Origin of the sequence: Candidatus Coxiella mudrowiae, from assembly GCA_001077715.1 — a bacterium.
Taxonomy (GTDB): domain Bacteria; phylum Pseudomonadota; class Gammaproteobacteria; order Coxiellales; family Coxiellaceae; genus Coxiella; species Coxiella mudrowiae.
Map to the genome: position 1 here is coordinate 1,281,877 of CP011126.1, position 18,591 is coordinate 1,300,467.

An 18,591-nucleotide genomic window follows, 5' to 3' on the forward strand; every position below is an offset into this window, starting at 1 on the left:
TTCCATGTCATAAACTTCCCGTTGTTCAATCTACAGAACTAAAGGAAGCAAAAAAACGCCATGAGTAAAAAGAATATCTTTTACGCCCAGTCTGGTGGCGCAACAGCAGTTATTAACGCTACAGCCTGTGGTGTCATTCAAACTGCCGAAAAATATCCTTTACAAATTAATAAAGTACTGGCTGGACGAAACGGAATTATCGGCGCACTTAAGGAAGAACTCATTGATACGAGCTTAGAATCCTCCGAAAATATTGCTGCTCTCCTCCACACACCTTCAAGCGCTTTTGGTTCCTGCCGTTACAAGCTCGCAGACATCAACAAAGACCGACGCCAATATGAACGGCTAATTGAAGTTTTTAAAGCTCACGATATCGGTTACGTGTTTTACAATGGTGGCGGGGATTCGCAAGATACTACCTATAAAATTTCGCAAATGAGTCAACTCATGGATTACCCCTTGATCTGCATTGGCTTACCGAAAACAATCGATAACGATTTACCTTTTACGGACAATTGTCCCGGCTTTGGATCGGTAGCTAAGTATGTGGCAGTTTCCACAAAAGAGGCTGCTTTAGATGTGAGAGGTATGGCAGCAACTTCCACCAAGGTTTTTATTTTAGAAGTTATGGGACGACATGCCGGTTGGATCGCCGCTACTGCTGCATTGAGCCAACAATACCCTAATGACGCTCCTCATATAATTTTATTTCCTGAAATTCCTTTGCAAACCGAAGCATTTCTCACAAAAGTCAAAGGAGTGGTCCATAATTATGGCTATTGTGTGATCGTAGCTTCAGAAGGAATTCGTTATCCAGATGGTCGATTTATTACAGAATCGGCGGGATCCCAGGATACTTTTGGTCATGAACAATTAGGCGGTGTTGCGCCTATCTTAGCTCGCCTCATTAAAAGACACCTTGGATTTAAATACCATTGGGCGGTAGCTGATTATCTGCAACGTGCAGCTCGGCATATTGCTTCACAAACAGACCTGGATCAAGCTTATGTGCTCGGACAATCTGCTGTTGAATATGCCCTCGTAGGACAATCCGATGTAATGCTTACTATTCAGCGTGAAGAAAGCCCTGATTATCAATGGCATGTGGGAACAGCTCCTCTCTCTCAAGTCGCCAATGTAGAACACAAATTGCCTCGGAATTTCATTGCTAATGACGGTTTCGGAATAACCAAACCTTGCCGTCGCTATCTGGAGCCGCTTATTCAAGGGGAAAGCTATCCGCCCTATAAAAATGGAGTTCCTGTTTACGTGAAATTAAAAAACCAACTGGTTGAGAAAAAATTAAAAGAAGCTTTCGCATTATAAATTTTTTCCAACTATTAGGTATAAGCCCCTGATTTTTTTCTAGGTTGATAACTACCAGAAATTTAAGTTTGTGTCCATTAACCAGAATTTCCTAAGGCTGAGCATATTGAAGGGTAATTTCAGTTATTTGTGGCACTGAAAAAGGATCGGAATTTACCTTAAATTGCCAAAGTTCATATCCGGAAGCATCCTATCCGCTTTCCTTGTGCAGGCACATATCGATGGCCCACAGGTGAAAATAATTGATGATCATAATTTAAAACCAGGAACCAGGAATATCCTATTGTAGGATTTAATTTTAGTTTTAAAGTTATCTCAGGGGAGGCTGGAGAAATTAAAATAGGCTTATCGGAATTACTTAGCATGCCTTTTTCTACTCCAAAAAACAGGCATCTAAAGATAAAGAAATCCATAAAGAAAAAATTAATCCTATATAATCCTATATATTTTATTAATTTTTTCATTTTTTTAAATCCTATTTTAAAATTTCCTACCAGCCCTATTGGGAAAAAACATGGAGAGTAAGAAAACTTTTCCTGACTCCCCCATAGGCCAAATTGCTACTAATTATAATCGTGCCATCCAATTTACGATTGATCGGAAAATAAGCCCGCCCATAGGGAAATTTAGCCACTAATTTCTCATCAAAATCTACCCCTAAACCTAGCTCATCTTTCACATTGAGATAGCCTTCTTCAAAATAATAATTATGAGGGAAGACTTCATCAGTTTCAGGAGTATGACGCATAAATTCTTGAATGCCAAAGTTATTATCGCTGTTTTAAAATGCAAAGAAGCTGTCATGGTAATGGGCGAAACATCGGTTGGTCCATGACATCCCATACGTATATGATAAATATCCGCAAAGGAAGCGACTTTCATCATTGGCGTAAACCCCGCGCCATGCACTATGGACATTCTAATTATAATCAATTAATTGCTCTCTATTAATTGCTCTCTAATTAAGGTCGTGCAATCATAAGTAACATTAAACACCTCGCCTACGGTTAAAGGCGTTGTAGTATGTTCACGAATAATTGGAAACCCTTCCTACAATTCTGCTGTGGAACCGTATCTTCAAGCCAAAATAAATGATAAGGCTTCCAATTCTTTTCCTAGACGTGCTGCTTCAATAGGCGTCAAGCAATGATGACAATTCATGGAGGAAATGAGGATCATCACCATATGTATCGCGCAATTTTTTAAACAATTTAGGCACGTGATTAAAATATTTTTTTAAGGAATTAAGTGATCTTCCAAATAAGAAGCCACCATGAGTTCACGACCATTTAATCTCCGAGGTTCACGACCATTTAATCTCCTATCCCCCAATCCATAAACCTTTATCCGTATAGATTTTTAAGGTATAGATTTTTAAGGTGACGAAATTACGCCCCGGAGAACATACAAAAACTTTTGCGTGGGTGATTTTCATTTATTTTTTCTCTTCTTCTAAAGCCTTCTCTCTCGCACATGCAAAAAGGGATAGTTTTTTATTTAAATATTTCTAAAGGAATTTCGTTAATTAAATTACGTCCTACCACGAGGTATTGTTCTAATTCATAAACCACCCCATTTACTGGGGCTGATATACATCGGAAGCCCAGAATACCGCATGTCGCGCAATATCTGCAGGACGGAGCAAAGATCCTAACGGTGCGTACGGGTAGCACAAGAATTTTGATTCCCAATGGGTGGGGAAAGCCTTCACCTTCTTTAATCTCGCTTTCGTTCTCAGTTAGCGTCCAACCTACATTTAACTGATTTATCCGAATACCTTCTTTTCCTAGGGCATTTTCTAGGTTCTAAGTCATGCTCATTAAACCGCCCTTCGTAAGGGAATAGACTAACAAATCTGCCTGACCTCAATAGGCATTAATAGAACCAATGTTCACAACTATGCCACTGCCCTCTGCTTCTTAAATTCCTTAACAACTTGCTTGTGTCAAAAATAGAGGAGCTCTGAGATTTAAAAGGACAATCCAATCGAAATCATCCCAGAGCGACACTCGAAATATCATTGCGTGGCGACTTACCAGCATTATTAAATAAGACTATCAATACGACCAAAATGCTCCATGGTCGCCTCTGAAAGTTCGGTAGTGCTTTTGATATCGGAATCTGAAAGTTTCGATAAAAAATAGGCCGTTTTATCTTCCCCTAATTTTCTTCTACCAGGGCCTTAGCTCGCGCTTCATCTCGGCCATATATTATGACCTTTTAGCACCTTCTGCTACACACTCCTTTGCGATAGCAGCTCCAATACCGGAGTGTAGATCCAGTCACTATGACCAATTTATATTTCTCTCAGAGAAAAATATGGATTACGAGTATACGCACGCTTTACTCTTGTGCCAATGAGGGATAGGGTATTACAATCTGATAAAAATCAGGAATGAATATTAAGTGATTGATGGCATAAATAATATTCTCGCCCCTTTTCCTATCATTCCCGTAATCGTGTTGAATGATGTTGAACATGCTGTGCCCTTGGTTCACGCTTTAGTCGAAGGCGGTATAAAAATAATAGAAATTACTCTGCGGACGCCTATCGCCCTAACTGTAATTAAAGCAATAAAAAAGAACTTACCGAAATGTATCGTAGGCGCTGGAACTATCGTAAAACTATCTCAATTATCGGAAATTAAAGAAGCAAATGCGGATTTTTCAGTAAGTCTCAGTATTTCGAGTGAATTAATTCGAGCTGGTCAGAAAGAAGATATTTCCTACCTGCCAGGTGTTGCTACTCCATCCGACCTATTGCTCGCTATTCAACATAATTTTTCTTTCGTAAAATTCTTTCCTGCTGCTTTAAATGGAGGCGCGAAAGCAGTACGAAATTTTATGACTATTTTTCGCATTATGCGGTTTTGCCCTATGGGCGGTATTAACCCAAATAATATGATGGAGTATTTTTCACTCAAAAATGTTGTATGTATAGGCGGCTCATGGTTAGCTCCCCAAAATCTCATTGAAGGTCAGCAATGGAAAGCGATCTCTGAATTAGCGGATAAAGCAATAAAAGAAATAAAAAATAAGGAGAAAAAATAATGGCCTTAACTTCATCAAAGATGATCCCCTTAGGAACGAAAGCTCCAAGCTTTAACCTGCCTGATGCTGTAAGTGGTGAAAAAAAGTCATTAGCTCAACTGAAATCCAACATTGCCACAGTCATTATGTTTATCTGTAATCACTGCCCTTTTGTTCAGCACATCCAAAAAAAATTGGTTGAAATAGCAAAAAAATATCAAGCCAAAGGTATTCAATTTGTGGCTATCAGTTCTAACGACATCAAAAATTATCCAGAAGATTCTCCTGAAAAAATGAAAGCCGTAGCTGAAGAGTTTGATTATCCCTTTCCCTATCTCTATGACGAAACTCAAGAAATCGCTCAAGCTTATCAGGCAGAATGCACTCCTGATTTCTATGTATTTGACCGCAATCTTGTTTGTATTTACCGCGGTCGTTTCGATGGTTCGAGCCCGGGCAGAGATATTCCTGTAACGGGGGAAGACCTTAGCAAGGCACTGGACAATATACTTTCGGGTAAACAACCCATTGACGCCAATCAAAAACCCAGTCAAGGATGTAACATTAAATGGAAATCATAACCAACTGTCGTATTTGGATACTTACCTTGACGGCCTGTCCGTGGAAAGGAGATATTGTCACCACCACGGTTGATATTAAAACTCAGCATAGACGCTCTATCGGAAGTCATCAAGGAAATTACTCAAGATATAAAATCCAACGGCGAACTTACATATCAAGTCATCTCACAGAAACTGGGAAATCGCGCTTTTGGACTTGCCTTGTTATTTTTTACAATTCCTAGCGCCCTTCCTTTTTCGGCGATACCAGGGGTTTCTTTTATTTTTAGTTTCCTCATCGCTATTTTTGCATTCCAATTGATTTTCGCTAGAAAACATTATAGTTACCAAAATTTATCGCCAATCGGACAATTTCGCATGAAAAAACTTCTAAATTTATCTTCAAAATATTACCTTATATTAAAAAATTAGAACGCTTACTTCATCCTCGTTTAACATTCATGACCTCAGGAGTAATGGAAATAATTAACGGAATCGTTATTTTTTGTTTCGCTTTTCTGTTACTCCTACTAATTTCTTTTAGTAACTTCATATTCGGGATACTAATCATCCCATTTAGTCTGGGCCTCGTAGAAAGAGACGGAGTTCTTATTATTGTTGGTTATATTGAAGCTATTATTTATATAAATTTTGTCTATTTGCTTATAGCAACAACAATTAAGACATTCTTTGTCTTAAAGATATTCGACGTCAACAATCTCATATTCAGTTATCCCTTCCGGCGTTTCGACTTCCACAACATCCTCAATGTATTTTCCAATCAAAGCTCTCGCCAAAGGCGAGGATATCGAAATTTTATTTTCTTTCAAATTAGATTCATCTACACCTACAATCTGATAGGTGACTTCGGTTTGAGTTTTTAAATTTAATAAAGTAACTGTAGCTCCGAAAATCACTTTCCCCTCATTAGGGATATGCGAAATATCGATTATTTGGCAATTAGCCAGCTTCGTCTCGATTTCTAAAATACGTCCCTCTACAAACGATTGACGTTCCCTCGCAGCATGATATTCGGCATTTTCTTTCAAATCACCGTGGGCGCGTGCTTCTGCAATAGCTGCAATGATGTTAGGGCGTTCGACAGTTTTTAAAAATTCTAACTCCGAGCGTAACTTAGCTATCCCATTTATAGTGATAGGAACAATCGTTTGCATCATTATTACCTCAAGAAAACGTAAAAGTATATAGTATAACAAACTGCTGTGGCGCTGCACATCTTAAGGAGTAAGGAACCACTTGAACTCAGAATGAGTATTTTGTGAAAAATGCTATAATTATTAGATTAGTATTAGCGATGGAAAAATAGATTTTTTCATAAATCATAGGAGTAAACAAACATGAAGTTTAAAAAAAATCAAATGATTCGAATAGTTGGCCTCAGTGACTTACTTCTAAGCATTAATGGGTATCAACGGCCGGCATACTACCCCGCGGCTCACGCTCTCGGTACCCGCCCGCCTCGCCAGATGGTTTTACGGACCCCGCTTGTAAAGGCGGAGCCACTATACCTGCTTATCACCTAATTGTCAGCCCCCCACCAACCAAAAAATCGCCACTCTTTGCGTACCCGAAAGAAATGCTTACCCCTTGTAATAGAGGGGCGGGAGTGTGTTTCACGCGCAGATCTGCTCATCTTTGACGATGAAGATCTTGCAGAGACTGAAGATGATTGGAATTCCTCGCCTGTAAGGCTAAAACAGTGGCCTCTCCCCCAGCTAATGTCGTCGTGTAACATACTTTGTGTTGGACGGCGCTAATTCGAATAACGTTTGAATCTTCAATGGATTGCTCGCCCTCCGTAGTATTAATAATAAAACTAATCTGGTCATTTTTAATCATATCGAGAATGTGAGGGCGACCCTCAGTGACCTTATTAACCACGGTACACAAAATTCCCGCATTTTGTAACACCTTAGCAGTCCCTCGAGTAGAAACAATCTCAAACCCTAAATCCACTAAGGCGCGAGCCACTTTCACCACACGCTCTTTATCGGCATCGCGAACGCTCACAAAAGCACGCCCTTCTCGAGGAATAATATCTCCACCCCCTAATTGGCTTTTTGCAAAAGCCTGACCAAAATTCTCCCCTATCCCCATGGCTTCTCCCGTAGAACGCATTTCCGGCCCCAAAATGGGATCGACACCTGCAAATTTATTGAAAGGAAAAACGGGTTTTTTAACGGAGAAATAGTTAGGAATGTATTCTCGCACAGCCTGTTCTTTCAAAGATACATTAACCATACAACGAGCTGCAATTTTAGTAAGAGGAACCCCTGTAGCCTTTGCAAGAAAAGGGATTGTCCGCGAAGCACGAGGATTGACTTCAAGCACATAGATTTCATCCCACTGAATTGCAAATTGGGTATTAATTAGACCTACTACATTGAGTTCTTTTGCTATTAGCCGGACTTGCTCTCGCAACTGATCTTGGATTTTTGTGCTTAAACTATGAGGTGGAAAGGTGCAAGAGGAATCCCCGGAATGAATGCCGGCCTGCTCGATATGCTCCAAAATTCCTCCAATTAAAACGTTCTCACCATCACATACTGCATCAATGTCCACCTCAATGGCATCATCCAAAAATCGATCTAAAAGTAAAGGTTCATCTTCGGAAACGATAACATTTTTAGTCATATAACGAGTCAATTCTTTCTCACTATAAATAACTTTCATAGCTCGCCCACCCAATACATAAGAAGGACGAACGATTAATGGATAAGCAAATACTTTTGCTAAACGTAACCCTTCTTCAACGCTGCGCACAGTTCCATTGGGTGGCTGTTGTAAATTCAATTCTTGAATCAACATTTGAAATCGCTCGCGATCTTCGGCTCGATCGATAGCATCCGGTTGTGTTCCTAAAATAGGCACTTTTGCTTTTGCTAAGGCTCTAGCTAATTTTAAAGGCGTTTGCCCCCCAAACTGGACAATGACGCCTTTTGGTTTTTCAGCGGCTACAATTTCTAAAACATCCTCTAATGTAAGTGGTTCAAAATAAAGACGATCGGAAATATCAAAATCTGTCGAAACGGTTTCGGGATTACAATTAACCATAATACTTTCGTAACCCATTTCACGCATAGCTAATACCGCATGTACACAGCAATAGTCAAATTCGATGCCTTGACCAATTCGATTGGGTCCACTTCCCAACACCATTATTTTATTTCGCTTCGTTGGGAAGCACTCATTTTCTTCTTCATAGGTCGAGTAAAGATAAGCCGTATCTGTAGCAAATTCGGCGGCACACGTATCGACTCGCTTATAAACCGGACGGATCTTTAATTTATGCCGATAATTCCGCACTTGCTCTTCGGTAGTTTTTAATAACTGAGCTAAACGTTTATCAGAAAATCCTTTACGTTTTAAATAAAAGAATTGTTCGCGAGATATTTTTTTTAAAGATTTATTCTTTATTGCTTTTTCTAAACGAACCAATTCTTCTATTTGAACCAAAAACCAAGGGTCAATTTGACTATCCCAATGAACTTCTTCAACACTAAAGCCCATTCGAAAAGCATCCGCGACGTACCATAACCGCTCAGGGCCGGCAAAGCGCAATTCTTTTCTAATCTCTTCACGAAACGCTTCATCGACAATTTGGGAATCTTCAATCTCCAGTTTAGGTTCTAACCCACAAACGCCTATTTCTAAACCACGAATGGCTTTTTGTAAAGACTCTTGAAAAGTGCGACCAATAGCCATCACCTCACCTACTGATTTCATCTGTGTCGTTAGGCGAGGCAGCGTTTGGGGAAATTTTTCAAAATTGAATCGAGGAATTTTAGTCACAACGTAATCAATTGTCGGTTCAAAGGAGGCGGGAACCCTACCACCAGTAATTTCATTCTGTAATTCATCCAATGAATAACCAATAGCTAATTTGGCTGCGACTTTTGCTATAGGAAAACCCGTGGCCTTTGAAGCAAGAGCCGAAGAACGTGACACGCGGGGATTCATCTCAATTACTATCATTCGTCCGTCCTTAGGATTAATTGCAAATTGCACATTAGACCCGCCAGTCTCTACTCCGATTTCTCGCAAAATCGCAATAGCGGCATCTCGCATTCGTTGATATTCTTTATCTGTTAACGTTTGTGCCGGTGCGACAGTGATGGAATCTCCTGTGTGAATACCTACAGGATCAAGGTTTTCGATACTACAAATAATAATACAGTTATCTTTTTTATCGCGTACAACTTCTAATTCAAATTCTTTCCATCCGACAATAGATTCATCAATTAATATTTCATTAGTAGGAGATAATTCGAGGCCGCGGGTGCAAATTTCTAAAAATTCGTCTCTGTTATAGGCAATGCCACCCCCACTTCCACCCAAGGTAAAAAAGGATCGAATAATCGCGGGAAATCCAACTTTATCAAGGATTTCCCAAGCTTCTTCCATCGAGTGCGCAAGGCCCGAACAGGTTGTCTGTAAACCAATTTTAGCTATAGCTTTTTGAAAGAGAGCCCGATCTTCTGCTTTATCAATAGCTTCTCGGGAAGCACCAATTAACTGCACCTTATATTTTTCTAAAACACCTTCTCGCGCTAAATCCAATGCGCAATTTAAACCCGTTTGCCCCCCCATGGTTGGTAGGAGCGCATCCGGCTTTTCTTTTTCGATAATTTTGGCAATTGTTTCCCAATTGATAGGCTCAATATATGTAGCATCTGCTACATCTGGATCGGTCATTATGCTGGCGGGATTCGAATTAACTAAAATTACACGACAACCTTCTTCCCAAAGAGCTCGACAAGCTTGCGTCCCAGAATAGTCAAATTCGCAGGCCTGCCCAATGATAATAGGTCCTGCACCAATAATTAATACGCTTTTTATATCTGTTCGCTTTGGCATGTTATTTTATTGTCCACGCTCACTTATCAACTCAACAAACTCTTTAAATATCCCCCGCATATCCTGAGGCCCGGGACTTGCTTCCGGATGGCCTTGAAAAGCAATCGCTGGTTTTGTCTTATGTGAAATCCCTTGCAAGGTCCCATCGAATAAAGAACGGTGAGTCACGCGCAAAGTGTCAGGTAAATTTTTTTCATTCACCGCAAAACTGTGATTTTGGCTGGTGATATAAACTCGCCCAGTTGTACTATTTTGAACGGAATGATTGGCACCATGATGCCCAAATTTCATTTTTTCCGTTTGACCACCGCAAGCTAAAGCCAAGAGCTGAAAACCAAAGCAAATCCCTAATAAAGGAATACCGTTTTCTAAAATTTCTTGAATCGCAGTAATGGCATAATCACAAGCCGCTGGATCGCCCGGACCATTTGACAATACGATCCCACTGGGATTTAAATTCAAAACCTCTTTTATGGGTGTTTGAGCAGGAACTACAGTTACCGAGCAACCATGGTCTACCAATAAACGCAAAATTTGCCGCTTCAAACCATAATCGTAAACAACAACATGATAGTTATTTTTCTGTGCAATTTTTTGGCTGCCTTCAAGAGCTAAGGTTCTCTCAACCCAGGTTTGCATTCTTCTTGTTGAAGCTGTTTGGGCTAAATCTTTACCTTTTAAGCCAGGATAAGCACGGGCACATGCAAGGGCTTGATCAGCATCTACGTCTTCACCAGCTATAATACATCCATTCAATACACCTTGTTCACGGATCAGCCGCACCAATCGTCGAGTATCGATTCCTGCAATGGCGACAATTCCATCAGATTTTAAATAATTCTCAAGAGATTGCTCCGCGCGCCAATTACTGGCTATAGGAGATAATTCACGAATAATTAATCCAGCAGCCCAAATTCGATGTGATTCTTGATCGTCGGCATTGACTCCCACATTGCCAATGTGAGGGTAAGTCAGAGTAATAATTTGTTCTGCATAGGAAGGGTCTGTCAAAATTTCCTGGTAGCTTGTCAGCGTCGTATTAAAAATAACTTCCCCGACAGTTTGACCTTCTGCTCCGATAGCGTATCCAAAAAACAAGCTGCCGTCGGCTAATGACAAAATTGCTGGCTTTCGCCCGTTAAGCGGATTTAAATCGCTCATCGTGGCAGCAGGACCTCTTTTTTGAGTCTGAAACAAAACTTGTCCAAGGATAAGCGATTCTAGAGCGAATGGGAAGGAAGTTAAAACCTCGTCATCCCGAAAAAAACTCCTCATCCCGAGCGTGGCGAGGGATGAGGAGTTTTTAAAAGTGGCGGGGTTGACTTCTAGTTTTTACTTAGCGGCAAAAAACTCTTTTAAGCTATCAAACCAACTTCGTCTATGCGGACTATGATTCTTATCGTCTTTTTCCAATAACTTAGCAAAATATTTTAAGGATTCTTTCTGTTCTGCATTTAACTTTATTGGGGTTTCGACTGTAACATGACAAATTAAATCCCCAACTGCACCACTTCTCAATGCCTTCACCCCTTTTCCTCGCAAACAAAATTGTTTTCCACTTTGTGTTTCCGGAGGAATCGCTAATCGTACAGCCCCATCTAACGTAGGGATTTCAACTTCCCCTCCTAAGGCGGCTGTGACGAAGTCAATGGGCGTCTCCGAATGAAGATCATTACCTTCCCTTTGGAAGATAGGGTGAGGTTTTACTCGAATTTGCACATAAAGATCTCCCGGCGGCGCCCCAAAAAGGCCAGCTTCTCCTTCACCGGCAAGGCGAATACGGTCTCCAGTATCAATGCCGGGAGGAATTTTAACGGACAACGTCTTGGTTTGTTGAAAACGACCTTGACCCTGACAATCCGAGCAAAGATCTTTAATAATTCGTCCCGTTCCGCGGCATCCAGAGCAGGTTTGCTGCACTTGCAAAAAACCATGTTGTATGCGCATTTGCCCACTCCCACCACAGCGTTGGCAAGTAACTGAACTGGTGCCTTTCTTAGCACCGCTCCCATTACAAGTTCCGCAGGTTACCCAAGTTGGGACTTTAATTGTTTGAGTGATTCCGTGAACTACTTCTTCTAACGAAAGAATAAGATCATAACCTAGATCAGCTCCTCGTTGTTCTCGAGGTTTAGATCGTCCCGCTCCAAAGATATCTCCAAAAATATCACCAAAGATATCTCCGAGATCGCTAAAACCGAAACCTCCCGAGCTCCCTCCAAAAGTTTGCTCTACACCAGCATGACCAAACTGATCATAAGAGGCCCGTTTACGGGAATCAGAAAGCACTTCGTAAGCTTCTCGTGCTTCTTTGAACTTCATCTCTGCTTCTTTATCTCGGGGATTTCGATCGGGATGGTATTTCATTGCCAGGCGACGGAAAGCTTTTTTGATTTCAGCTTCAGTCGCCGTGCGGCTGACACCAAGGAGTTCGTAATAATCGCGTTTTGATGCCATGTGGTCTTTTTATTTATCCTGTTTTTTAACACGTCATCCCGAATTACCGTGTCATCACGAGTGTAGAGAGGGATCCTCGTGATAGCGGGATGAGGCGGCCGCTCAGGGTGAGGATTACGCCGGGATGAGCCGGGATGATGGTAAAGTTTTTTCGCTATTATTTTCGTCTTCTTTTTTCTTCTAGTCTTTGACTTCTTCGAACTCAGCATCCACGACATCTTCCTTCCTGTCACTTTCCGTTTGAGTTTCCGTGGGACCTGTTTCGCCGCCTGGAGGAGCTCCAGCAGCTCCCTTCTTAGCATAGGCACGTTCTCCCAATTTAGAAGAGTGCTCGGTTAATACCTTCGTTTTCGCCTTAATCGTATCCTTATCATTTCCCTTCATTGCTTCTTTGAGTTCTTTAATCGCTTTTTCGATGACATCTTTTTCATCAGCCGTAACCTCTGCTCCTAGGTCTCGCATGGATTTCTCAACAGTGTGAATCATCATATCGGCTTGATTTCGCGCATCTACTAATTCGTGGAATTTACGATCCGCCTCTCGATGCGCTTCCGCGTCTTTGACCATCTTTTCAACTTCGTCATCAGATAAACCGCTCGAAGCTTTAATCACGATTGATTGTTCTTTACCCGTCGCTTTATCTTTCGCCGAGACATGAAGAATACCATTAGCATCAATATCAAAGGTAACTTCAATTTGCGGCACACCACGTGGCGCTGGCGGAATATCTGTCAAGTCAAAACGTCCCAGCGATTTATTCGCTGAAGCCATCTCGCGCTCCCCTTGCAAGACATGAACCGTAACAGCAGTTTGATTATCTTCAGCCGTTGAAAATACTTGATTAGCCTTTGTCGGGATTGTGGTATTTTTATCAATCAACTTGGTCATAACTCCGCCTAAAGTTTCAATTCCTAAGGAGAGTGGTGTGACGTCAAGTAACAACACATCTTTTACTTCGCCGGACAATACAGCACCTTGAATAGCCGCACCAATAGCCACCGCTTCGTCCGGATTAACGTCCTTACGCGCCTCTTTGCCGAAAAATTCTTTAACGGCTTCTTGGACCTTTGGCATTCGAGTTTGACCACCCACTAAAATCACATCGTCGATTTCGGAAACTTTAAGTCCTGCATCTTTAATCGCTATTTTGCAAGGTTCGATAGTTTTTTCAATTAAATCTTCTAATAAGGATTCTAACTTTGCACGAGTGAGACGAATATTTAAATGCTTAGGACCGGAAGCATCCGCTGTGATATAGGGTAAGTTGACATCTGTTTGTTGGCTAGACGAAAGCTCAATTTTCGCTTTTTCAGCCGCTTCTTTTAGCCGTTGTAATGCCAGAGGATCGTTATGTAAATCCACCCCTACATCTTTCTTAAATTCGTTAGCTAAATAATCAATTAACCGCAGATCGAAGTCTTCACCTCCTAGGAAGGTGTCACCATTCGTGGCCAGGACTTCAAATTGGTGTTCGCCATCTACGTCAGCAATTTCAATAATAGAAATATCAAACGTTCCACCGCCTAAGTCATAAACAGCGATCTTACGATCACCTTTTTTCTTGTCCATTCCATAGGCCAAGGCAGCAGCGGTAGGTTCATTGATAATACGCTTAACGTTAAGACCTGCAATTTTGCCCGCATCTTTGGTCGCTTGACGTTGGGAATCGTTAAAGTAAGCCGGTACTGTAATTACTGCATCGGTTAACGGATGGCCTAAATAATCTTCTGCCGTCTTTTTCATCTTCATTAAGACTTGAGCGGAAATTTGCGGTGGCGCCAACTTTTCAGGACGACCGTCTCTGCCAGTCACTTCCACCCAGGCATCTCCGTTATCGGCCTTAGTAATTTTGTAGGGCACCATCTTGATATCTTTTTGGACAACATTATCATCAAAGCGCCGCCCAATTAAACGCTTGATTGCAAAGAGAGTCCGATCGGGGTTCGTGACAGCTTGCCGCTTCGCGGAGGCACCCACTAAGATTTCAGCGTCTTTGGTATATGCCACAATCGATGGCGTGGTGCGCGAACCTTCGGCATTTTCAATTACTCTTACCTTTCCACCTTCCATCACTGCAACGCAGGAATTAGTGGTGCCCAAATCAATACCAATAGTTTCAGCCATTCTCTTTCCTCTCAAAAACAGAAATTCTCAAAAACAGAAATTTAGGATGCCTTACTCTCTAAGTGGGGACAGGGTTTAGGATTTCAAGGGATAAAATTCGTTAACATTTTAAAGTCGGTATAGGCAGGCTGGGAAACATGATCCTCCGACGTGGCCACAATCGTATTCTCCATTCCTCGAAGAGGAGGCGAATGTTTGTTAAGGCCGTACGATCTACCACCCAATTTCCCTCCAAATAGGCAACGTCACTTACGGAAATCTTCGTGGGAAAATTTTCCAATAATTGCCAATATTTTTCCACATCATTTCTACGCTGATAGGCATCTCCCAAGACAAATTCTATCCATCGGCGTACAAAATCATGAACACTACCAGAAATAATTGAATCAGGGCCTTGCGATGCAGAAGAGATTCCATCTCATCTAGTTTTAGCGTCATCCCGCGAAAAGGGAGATGATTTTCATGAACTATTCTAATCTTTAAATATTATCATTATCTTTAAATATTAAGCTAACCTTAAATTTTAGGCTGCCACGAACACTCGTGCGGCTCGTAATACCCGGCCATTGAGTTGATAGCCTTTTTGTATCACCTGAGCAATTGTATCAGGTTCGGCATTCGGCACTTTTTCAATGGCCATGGCTTCATGAAAAGCAGGATTAAAGGGATCCCCAGGCTTAGGATCAATAATCTCAACACCGTGCTTTTCGAGCGTTTTGTGTAATAAATCCAATGTTAAACTCATCCCTTCTCGCAAACTTTGGGTATGTGGATCACTCGATTCTCGACTTTCAAGACCGTGGATTAAACTGTCAACAACCGGTAAAAGATCGGTAATCAATCGCTCTCCACCATATTTTATAGCGTTTGTAATATCCCGTTCGGCCCGCTTACGTAAATTATCGATTTCAGCCTGTGAGCGAATGTATTGATTTTTATATTCATCTAACTTTCGCTCCAGACTAGTGAGATGGCTCTCTAACTTTTCGTGGCTGGGAAATTCGAGTTCCTCTCGATGCGGCTCTATCTCTTGAGAAGCATTTTCTTCTACTTTTATTTTTTCTTCCTCGCTTTCTAATACTTTTTCCCATTTGTTTTGGGATTCAAGCCCAGATTCGGTCTTCTCTTTTTTGCTCATTCGGATCTCCTCGGTCATATGAGATCAAATACTAAATAAAATATGAGATGCTGTAAAATCCCTAGAGCTCTCTGGCTGTGAAAACATAATCTGTAGCTTTCTTATTTTAAAAAAGTTATCCTCAATTCTTATGAAAAAGCCACCATTCCATCAGATCGTTTTAATGGGACGCAAAGGAGTCAATGGGGCTCCAGAAACCCTGCAGGCCCTAAAAGAATATCTTTTATCTTTAAATCGGACCGTTCTCCTTGAGGAACACGCTGCACATATGATGAACGACCATAATTTAACTGTCCTGTCAGCCAATCAATTAAGAGAAAAAGCAGATTTATTAATCGTAGTAGGCGGAGATGGAAGTTTACTCAATGCCGCACATATTGCTGTTCCTCAGAAGATTCCTGTTCTAGGAATTAATCGGGGACGTCTTGGCTTTCTCACAGATATCCCCCCCCACGAGTTCCTAAAAATAAATGCTATTTTGGAGGGGGATTATATGGAAGAAACCCGCTTTCTTTTAGAAATGACCACAGAATACGAAGGTGAGATCATTACTCAAGGTATTGCACTTAATGATGTCGTACTGCTCCCAGGGGATGTAGCAAAAATGATTGAATTCGATATTTCAATTAACGACGACTTCGTGTGCAGTCAGCGCGCCGATGGATTAATCGTCACTACTCCCACAGGCTCGACCGCTTATGCCTTGTCTGGTGGTGGGCCTATTTTATATCCGCAATTAGATGCCATCGCTTTAGTACCCATGTTTCCCCACACTTTAAGTAGCCGTCCTATAGTTGTCCAAGCCCATAGCCAAATAAAAATAAATGTTTCTTCCCAAAATGATATATCGCCCTCTGTAAGTAACGACGGACAACAGCGCGTAGTATTAGCAGCAGGTGGAAGCATCTGCATTCATAAATATAAGCACCTATTGCACCTCATTCATCCAACGGATTACAATTATTACGATACATTACGTCGTAAATTGGACTGGGAAAGACGCGCCTCGAAGGTGTAGCATGTTAATGCATATTCATATTAAAAATTTCACGATCGTTGAATGCTTACCCTTGACTTTGAAAAAGGCTTAACCGTATTAACGGGTGAAACGGGCACAGGAAAGTCTATTATTGTGGATGCTGTTGGTTTAGCGTTGGGTGGTCGATGAGCGGATACTACCCTAATCCGTTCCTCCACAGAACAGTGTGATATTAGTCTGTGTTTCGATCTTATCCATAATTCGGAAGCTCAAACCTGGCCTTGAAACACATGATTTTTTTTCGACAGTGAATGCATAGTACGGCGAATTATTTATCGGGATGGTCACACTTGAAGAATTAATGCAGGAATTTGCTTCTTTTATTTTACGGATTCATGGTCAGGTATCAGCATCAAAATTTATTAAAGCACCATATCTAGCTACAATGGTTAGACAATTTCGCACAATATCAAGATTTACTTGAAAAGATTACAGAATTAAATCAACTCAACAGACAAGCGAAAAATCGCGACCACGAGCTTTCCTTATTGCGTTATCAATATGAAGAATTAGAACGCGCTAAATTACAAGAAAACGAATGGGAAATTCTGAGTCAGCAGCATCAAAAAATTCACAATGCAAAATCATTAGTTGAAAAATTAATTCAAACTATGGATCTCACGGTTCTGAATAAAGAAATTTCTGCTTCGATGCTTTTACAGCAAGCTATTGATCGTATAAACGAAATTAAAACCCAAGACCCTCAGCTTATCGCTATCAGAGAAATGTTAAATACCCCCCGCTGTTTATTTACAAGAAGCCGGAACAGAATTAAATCATTATTGCGAACAACTCGATTTAAGTGCTGAAAAGCTAGAAACTATGAAATTTCGATTATCTCTTTTGCACGACCTTTCTCGAAAACATCATATTAGTCATGAGGAATTAATTGATGTAAAAAAAAATCGCTTTATCACCGTATAAAAATTCGAAACTCTTGAAGTACGCATTCAGGATTTAAAAAATCAGAAAATCCGCATTAAATCTGAATATGAAAAAATCGTTCAAAAACTGAATAGAAGCTGGAAAGAAGCCACTAAAATTTTGGAAACTAAATTACCAAAAAAAATGAAACAGCTAGGAATGATCAGTGGATGCTTCGTTATTCGCTTTAAAGAAAGCGAAAAAGAAATTTCGTGCTTGGGGAGAGAAAGAATTGTTTTTCATCTCAATACTAATCCTGGGCAGAAACTGCTTCCTTTGCAAAAAGTAGCCTCAGGGGGGATTATCCCGAATTAGCTTAGCTCTTCAAGTTATTACAGCCTAAAAAGAAGGGACGCCCACATTAATTTTTGATGAAGCCGACACAGGCGTTGGCGGTAAAACGGCGGAAATAGTAGATCAATTGCTTCGCAAATTAGGCGAAAAACTGAAGTGTTATGCATTACTCATTTACCCCCAAGTGGCTGCTCAGCGCCACCACTATCTTTACGTAAATAAAATTATGACAAAAACCGATGTCTTAACAACCATCAACGGCTTTAAAGCACAAAGAACACGTTGAAGAATTAGCGTGAATGTTGAGTGGTGTCAAAATAACTCAATAGACAATTGCTCACGAAAAATCTTGCTTAAATGCGAATAATGATTTTTTAGCTATCAATAAAGGAATGTTCTTCGCAAGGCTGACAAATACCATAAATTGTGAGATTATGGTCGGTCATTTTAAATTTGGATTTTTTAGCAATTGCTTTTTGGCGGCTTTCGATAATTTCGTCGATGAATTCTTCCACTTTACCGCAATTGATGCAAACCAAATGATCGTGATGGCCTCCTTGGTCCATTTCAAAAACAGAATGTCCACCCTCAAAGTTATGCCGTTTTACAAGCCCAGCCGCTTCGAATTGCGTGAGCACGCGATACACCGTAGCAAGTCCCACATCTTCACCCATGTCTACTAGTTTGCGATAAACATTTTCAGCGCTCATATGATGGGGATCGGCGCTTTCTAAAATTTTTAATATCTTAAGACGCGGGAGCGTTACCTTAAGCCCAGCCTTACGCAATTCTCGATCTTCCAACCTAAAATCCTCTGATAT

General features: G+C 40.8%; 15 protein-coding genes and 2 pseudogenes. 9 read left to right on the plus strand and 8 right to left on the minus strand.

All coding sequences use genetic code 11. The features are described from left to right. Positions 1–60 precede the first annotated feature (60 nt). Positions 61–1,326, plus strand: a complete 1,266-nt coding sequence (locus tag CleRt_RS06015; protein ID WP_048875451.1) for a 6-phosphofructokinase — start codon at positions 61–63, stop codon at positions 1,324–1,326. Between the two features lie 571 nt (positions 1,327–1,897). On the opposite strand, the pseudogene CleRt_RS06025 reads toward CleRt_RS06015, so the two are convergent. Then, positions 1,898–2,569, minus strand: a pseudogene (locus tag CleRt_RS06025) (enolase C-terminal domain-like protein); the annotation flags it as partial. Positions 2,570–3,732: 1,163 nt separating this feature from the next. Between CleRt_RS06025 and eda the strand changes: the two are divergent. The 4 genes and pseudogenes from eda to CleRt_RS13465 form a co-directional block, all read left to right on the plus strand. Beyond that, a complete protein-coding gene (gene eda, locus CleRt_RS06030; RefSeq protein ID WP_048875452.1) occupies positions 3,733–4,377 on the plus strand; it encodes a bifunctional 4-hydroxy-2-oxoglutarate aldolase/2-dehydro-3-deoxy-phosphogluconate aldolase in 645 nt (214 codons plus the stop codon). Next, positions 4,377–4,937: a thioredoxin family protein gene (locus CleRt_RS06035; protein ID WP_048875453.1), complete on the plus strand. Its 561-nt coding sequence runs from the start codon at positions 4,377–4,379 to the stop codon at positions 4,935–4,937. The genes eda and CleRt_RS06035 overlap by 1 nt, the downstream gene beginning before the upstream one ends. 54 nt (positions 4,938–4,991) lie before the next feature. Beyond that, a complete protein-coding gene (locus CleRt_RS13460) occupies positions 4,992–5,348 on the plus strand; it encodes an exopolysaccharide biosynthesis protein (RefSeq protein ID WP_306686670.1) in 357 nt (118 codons plus the stop codon). Then, positions 5,315–5,512, plus strand: a pseudogene (locus tag CleRt_RS13465) (exopolysaccharide biosynthesis protein); the annotation flags it as partial. The gene CleRt_RS13460 and the pseudogene CleRt_RS13465, both read left to right, overlap by 34 nt. A gap of 99 nt (positions 5,513–5,611) precedes the next feature. Here CleRt_RS13465 and greA read toward each other — a convergent pair. The 6 genes from greA to grpE all read right to left on the minus strand — a co-directional run bounded on the left by greA (position 5,612) and on the right by grpE (position 15,513). Next, a complete protein-coding gene (greA, locus tag CleRt_RS06045) occupies positions 5,612–6,091 on the minus strand; it encodes a transcription elongation factor GreA (RefSeq protein ID WP_082160454.1) in 480 nt (159 codons plus the stop codon). 475 nt (positions 6,092–6,566) lie between these two features. Then, entirely contained in the window at positions 6,567–9,794 is a 3,228-nt protein-coding gene (gene carB, locus CleRt_RS06055) for a carbamoyl-phosphate synthase large subunit (RefSeq protein WP_048875456.1), read from the minus strand. Positions 9,795–9,800: 6 nt separating this feature from the next. Continuing rightward, positions 9,801–10,955, minus strand: coding sequence for a glutamine-hydrolyzing carbamoyl-phosphate synthase small subunit (gene carA, locus CleRt_RS06060; protein WP_048875810.1), 1,155 nt, complete (start codon positions 10,953–10,955; stop codon positions 9,801–9,803). Positions 10,956–11,126: 171 nt separating this feature from the next. Continuing rightward, positions 11,127–12,251 carry a molecular chaperone DnaJ gene (dnaJ, locus tag CleRt_RS06065; RefSeq protein WP_048875457.1) on the minus strand — a complete coding sequence of 375 codons (1,125 nt, stop codon included), beginning with the start codon at positions 12,249–12,251 and terminating at the stop codon, positions 11,127–11,129. Between the two features lie 180 nt (positions 12,252–12,431). Continuing rightward, complete coding sequence (gene dnaK / locus CleRt_RS06070; RefSeq protein WP_048875458.1) at positions 12,432–14,375, minus strand: molecular chaperone DnaK; 1,944 nt, start codon at positions 14,373–14,375, stop codon at positions 12,432–12,434. Between the two features lie 523 nt (positions 14,376–14,898). Then, on the minus strand, positions 14,899–15,513 hold the full coding sequence (gene grpE / locus CleRt_RS06080) for a nucleotide exchange factor GrpE (protein WP_048875460.1): 615 nt from the start codon (positions 15,511–15,513) through the stop codon (positions 14,899–14,901). A 130-nt stretch (positions 15,514–15,643) separates the two neighbouring features. Here grpE and CleRt_RS06085 point away from each other — a divergent pair, with 130 nt between their 5' ends. From CleRt_RS06085 to CleRt_RS12235, 4 genes are all read left to right on the plus strand, one after another. Beyond that, positions 15,644–16,531, plus strand: coding sequence for an NAD(+) kinase (locus CleRt_RS06085; RefSeq protein WP_048875461.1), 888 nt, complete (start codon positions 15,644–15,646; stop codon positions 16,529–16,531). A gap of 42 nt (positions 16,532–16,573) precedes the next feature. Beyond that, on the plus strand, positions 16,574–16,681 hold the full coding sequence (locus tag CleRt_RS12225; RefSeq protein WP_235378920.1) for an AAA family ATPase: 108 nt from the start codon (positions 16,574–16,576) through the stop codon (positions 16,679–16,681). Positions 16,682–17,040: 359 nt separating this feature from the next. Further along, a complete protein-coding gene (locus CleRt_RS12230; RefSeq protein ID WP_157870877.1) occupies positions 17,041–17,361 on the plus strand; it encodes a hypothetical protein in 321 nt (106 codons plus the stop codon). A gap of 536 nt (positions 17,362–17,897) precedes the next feature. After that, on the plus strand, positions 17,898–18,056 hold the full coding sequence (locus CleRt_RS12235) for a hypothetical protein (RefSeq protein ID WP_157870878.1): 159 nt from the start codon (positions 17,898–17,900) through the stop codon (positions 18,054–18,056). 88 nt (positions 18,057–18,144) lie between these two features. Here the strand turns inward: CleRt_RS12235 and fur are convergent, their stop codons facing one another. After that, positions 18,145–18,573, minus strand: coding sequence for a ferric iron uptake transcriptional regulator (gene fur, locus CleRt_RS06095; RefSeq protein WP_048875462.1), 429 nt, complete (start codon positions 18,571–18,573; stop codon positions 18,145–18,147). Positions 18,574–18,591 lie beyond the last annotated feature (18 nt).

What these genes read in the sequence shown, in the direction of transcription:
- CleRt_RS06015 (WP_048875451.1), top strand. Translation starts at nt 61, where the DNA reads ATGAGTAAAAAGAATATCTTTTACGCCCAGTCTGGTGGCGCAACAGCA.
- grpE (WP_048875460.1), bottom strand. Translation starts at nt 15,513, where the DNA reads ATGAGCAAAAAAGAGAAGACCGAATCTGGGCTTGAATCCCAAAACAAA.
- greA (WP_082160454.1), bottom strand. Translation starts at nt 6,091, where the DNA reads ATGCAAACGATTGTTCCTATCACTATAAATGGGATAGCTAAGTTACGC.
- carB (WP_048875456.1), bottom strand. Translation starts at nt 9,794, where the DNA reads ATGCCAAAGCGAACAGATATAAAAAGCGTATTAATTATTGGTGCAGGA.
- dnaJ (WP_048875457.1), bottom strand. Translation starts at nt 12,251, where the DNA reads ATGGCATCAAAACGCGATTATTACGAACTCCTTGGTGTCAGCCGCACG.
- carA (WP_048875810.1), bottom strand. Translation starts at nt 10,955, where the DNA reads ATGAGCGATTTAAATCCGCTTAACGGGCGAAAGCCAGCAATTTTGTCA.
- dnaK (WP_048875458.1), bottom strand. Translation starts at nt 14,375, where the DNA reads ATGGCTGAAACTATTGGTATTGATTTGGGCACCACTAATTCCTGCGTT.
- CleRt_RS12225 (WP_235378920.1), top strand. Translation starts at nt 16,574, where the DNA reads ATGCTTACCCTTGACTTTGAAAAAGGCTTAACCGTATTAACGGGTGAA.
- CleRt_RS06035 (WP_048875453.1), top strand. Translation starts at nt 4,377, where the DNA reads ATGGCCTTAACTTCATCAAAGATGATCCCCTTAGGAACGAAAGCTCCA.
- CleRt_RS06085 (WP_048875461.1), top strand. Translation starts at nt 15,644, where the DNA reads ATGAAAAAGCCACCATTCCATCAGATCGTTTTAATGGGACGCAAAGGA.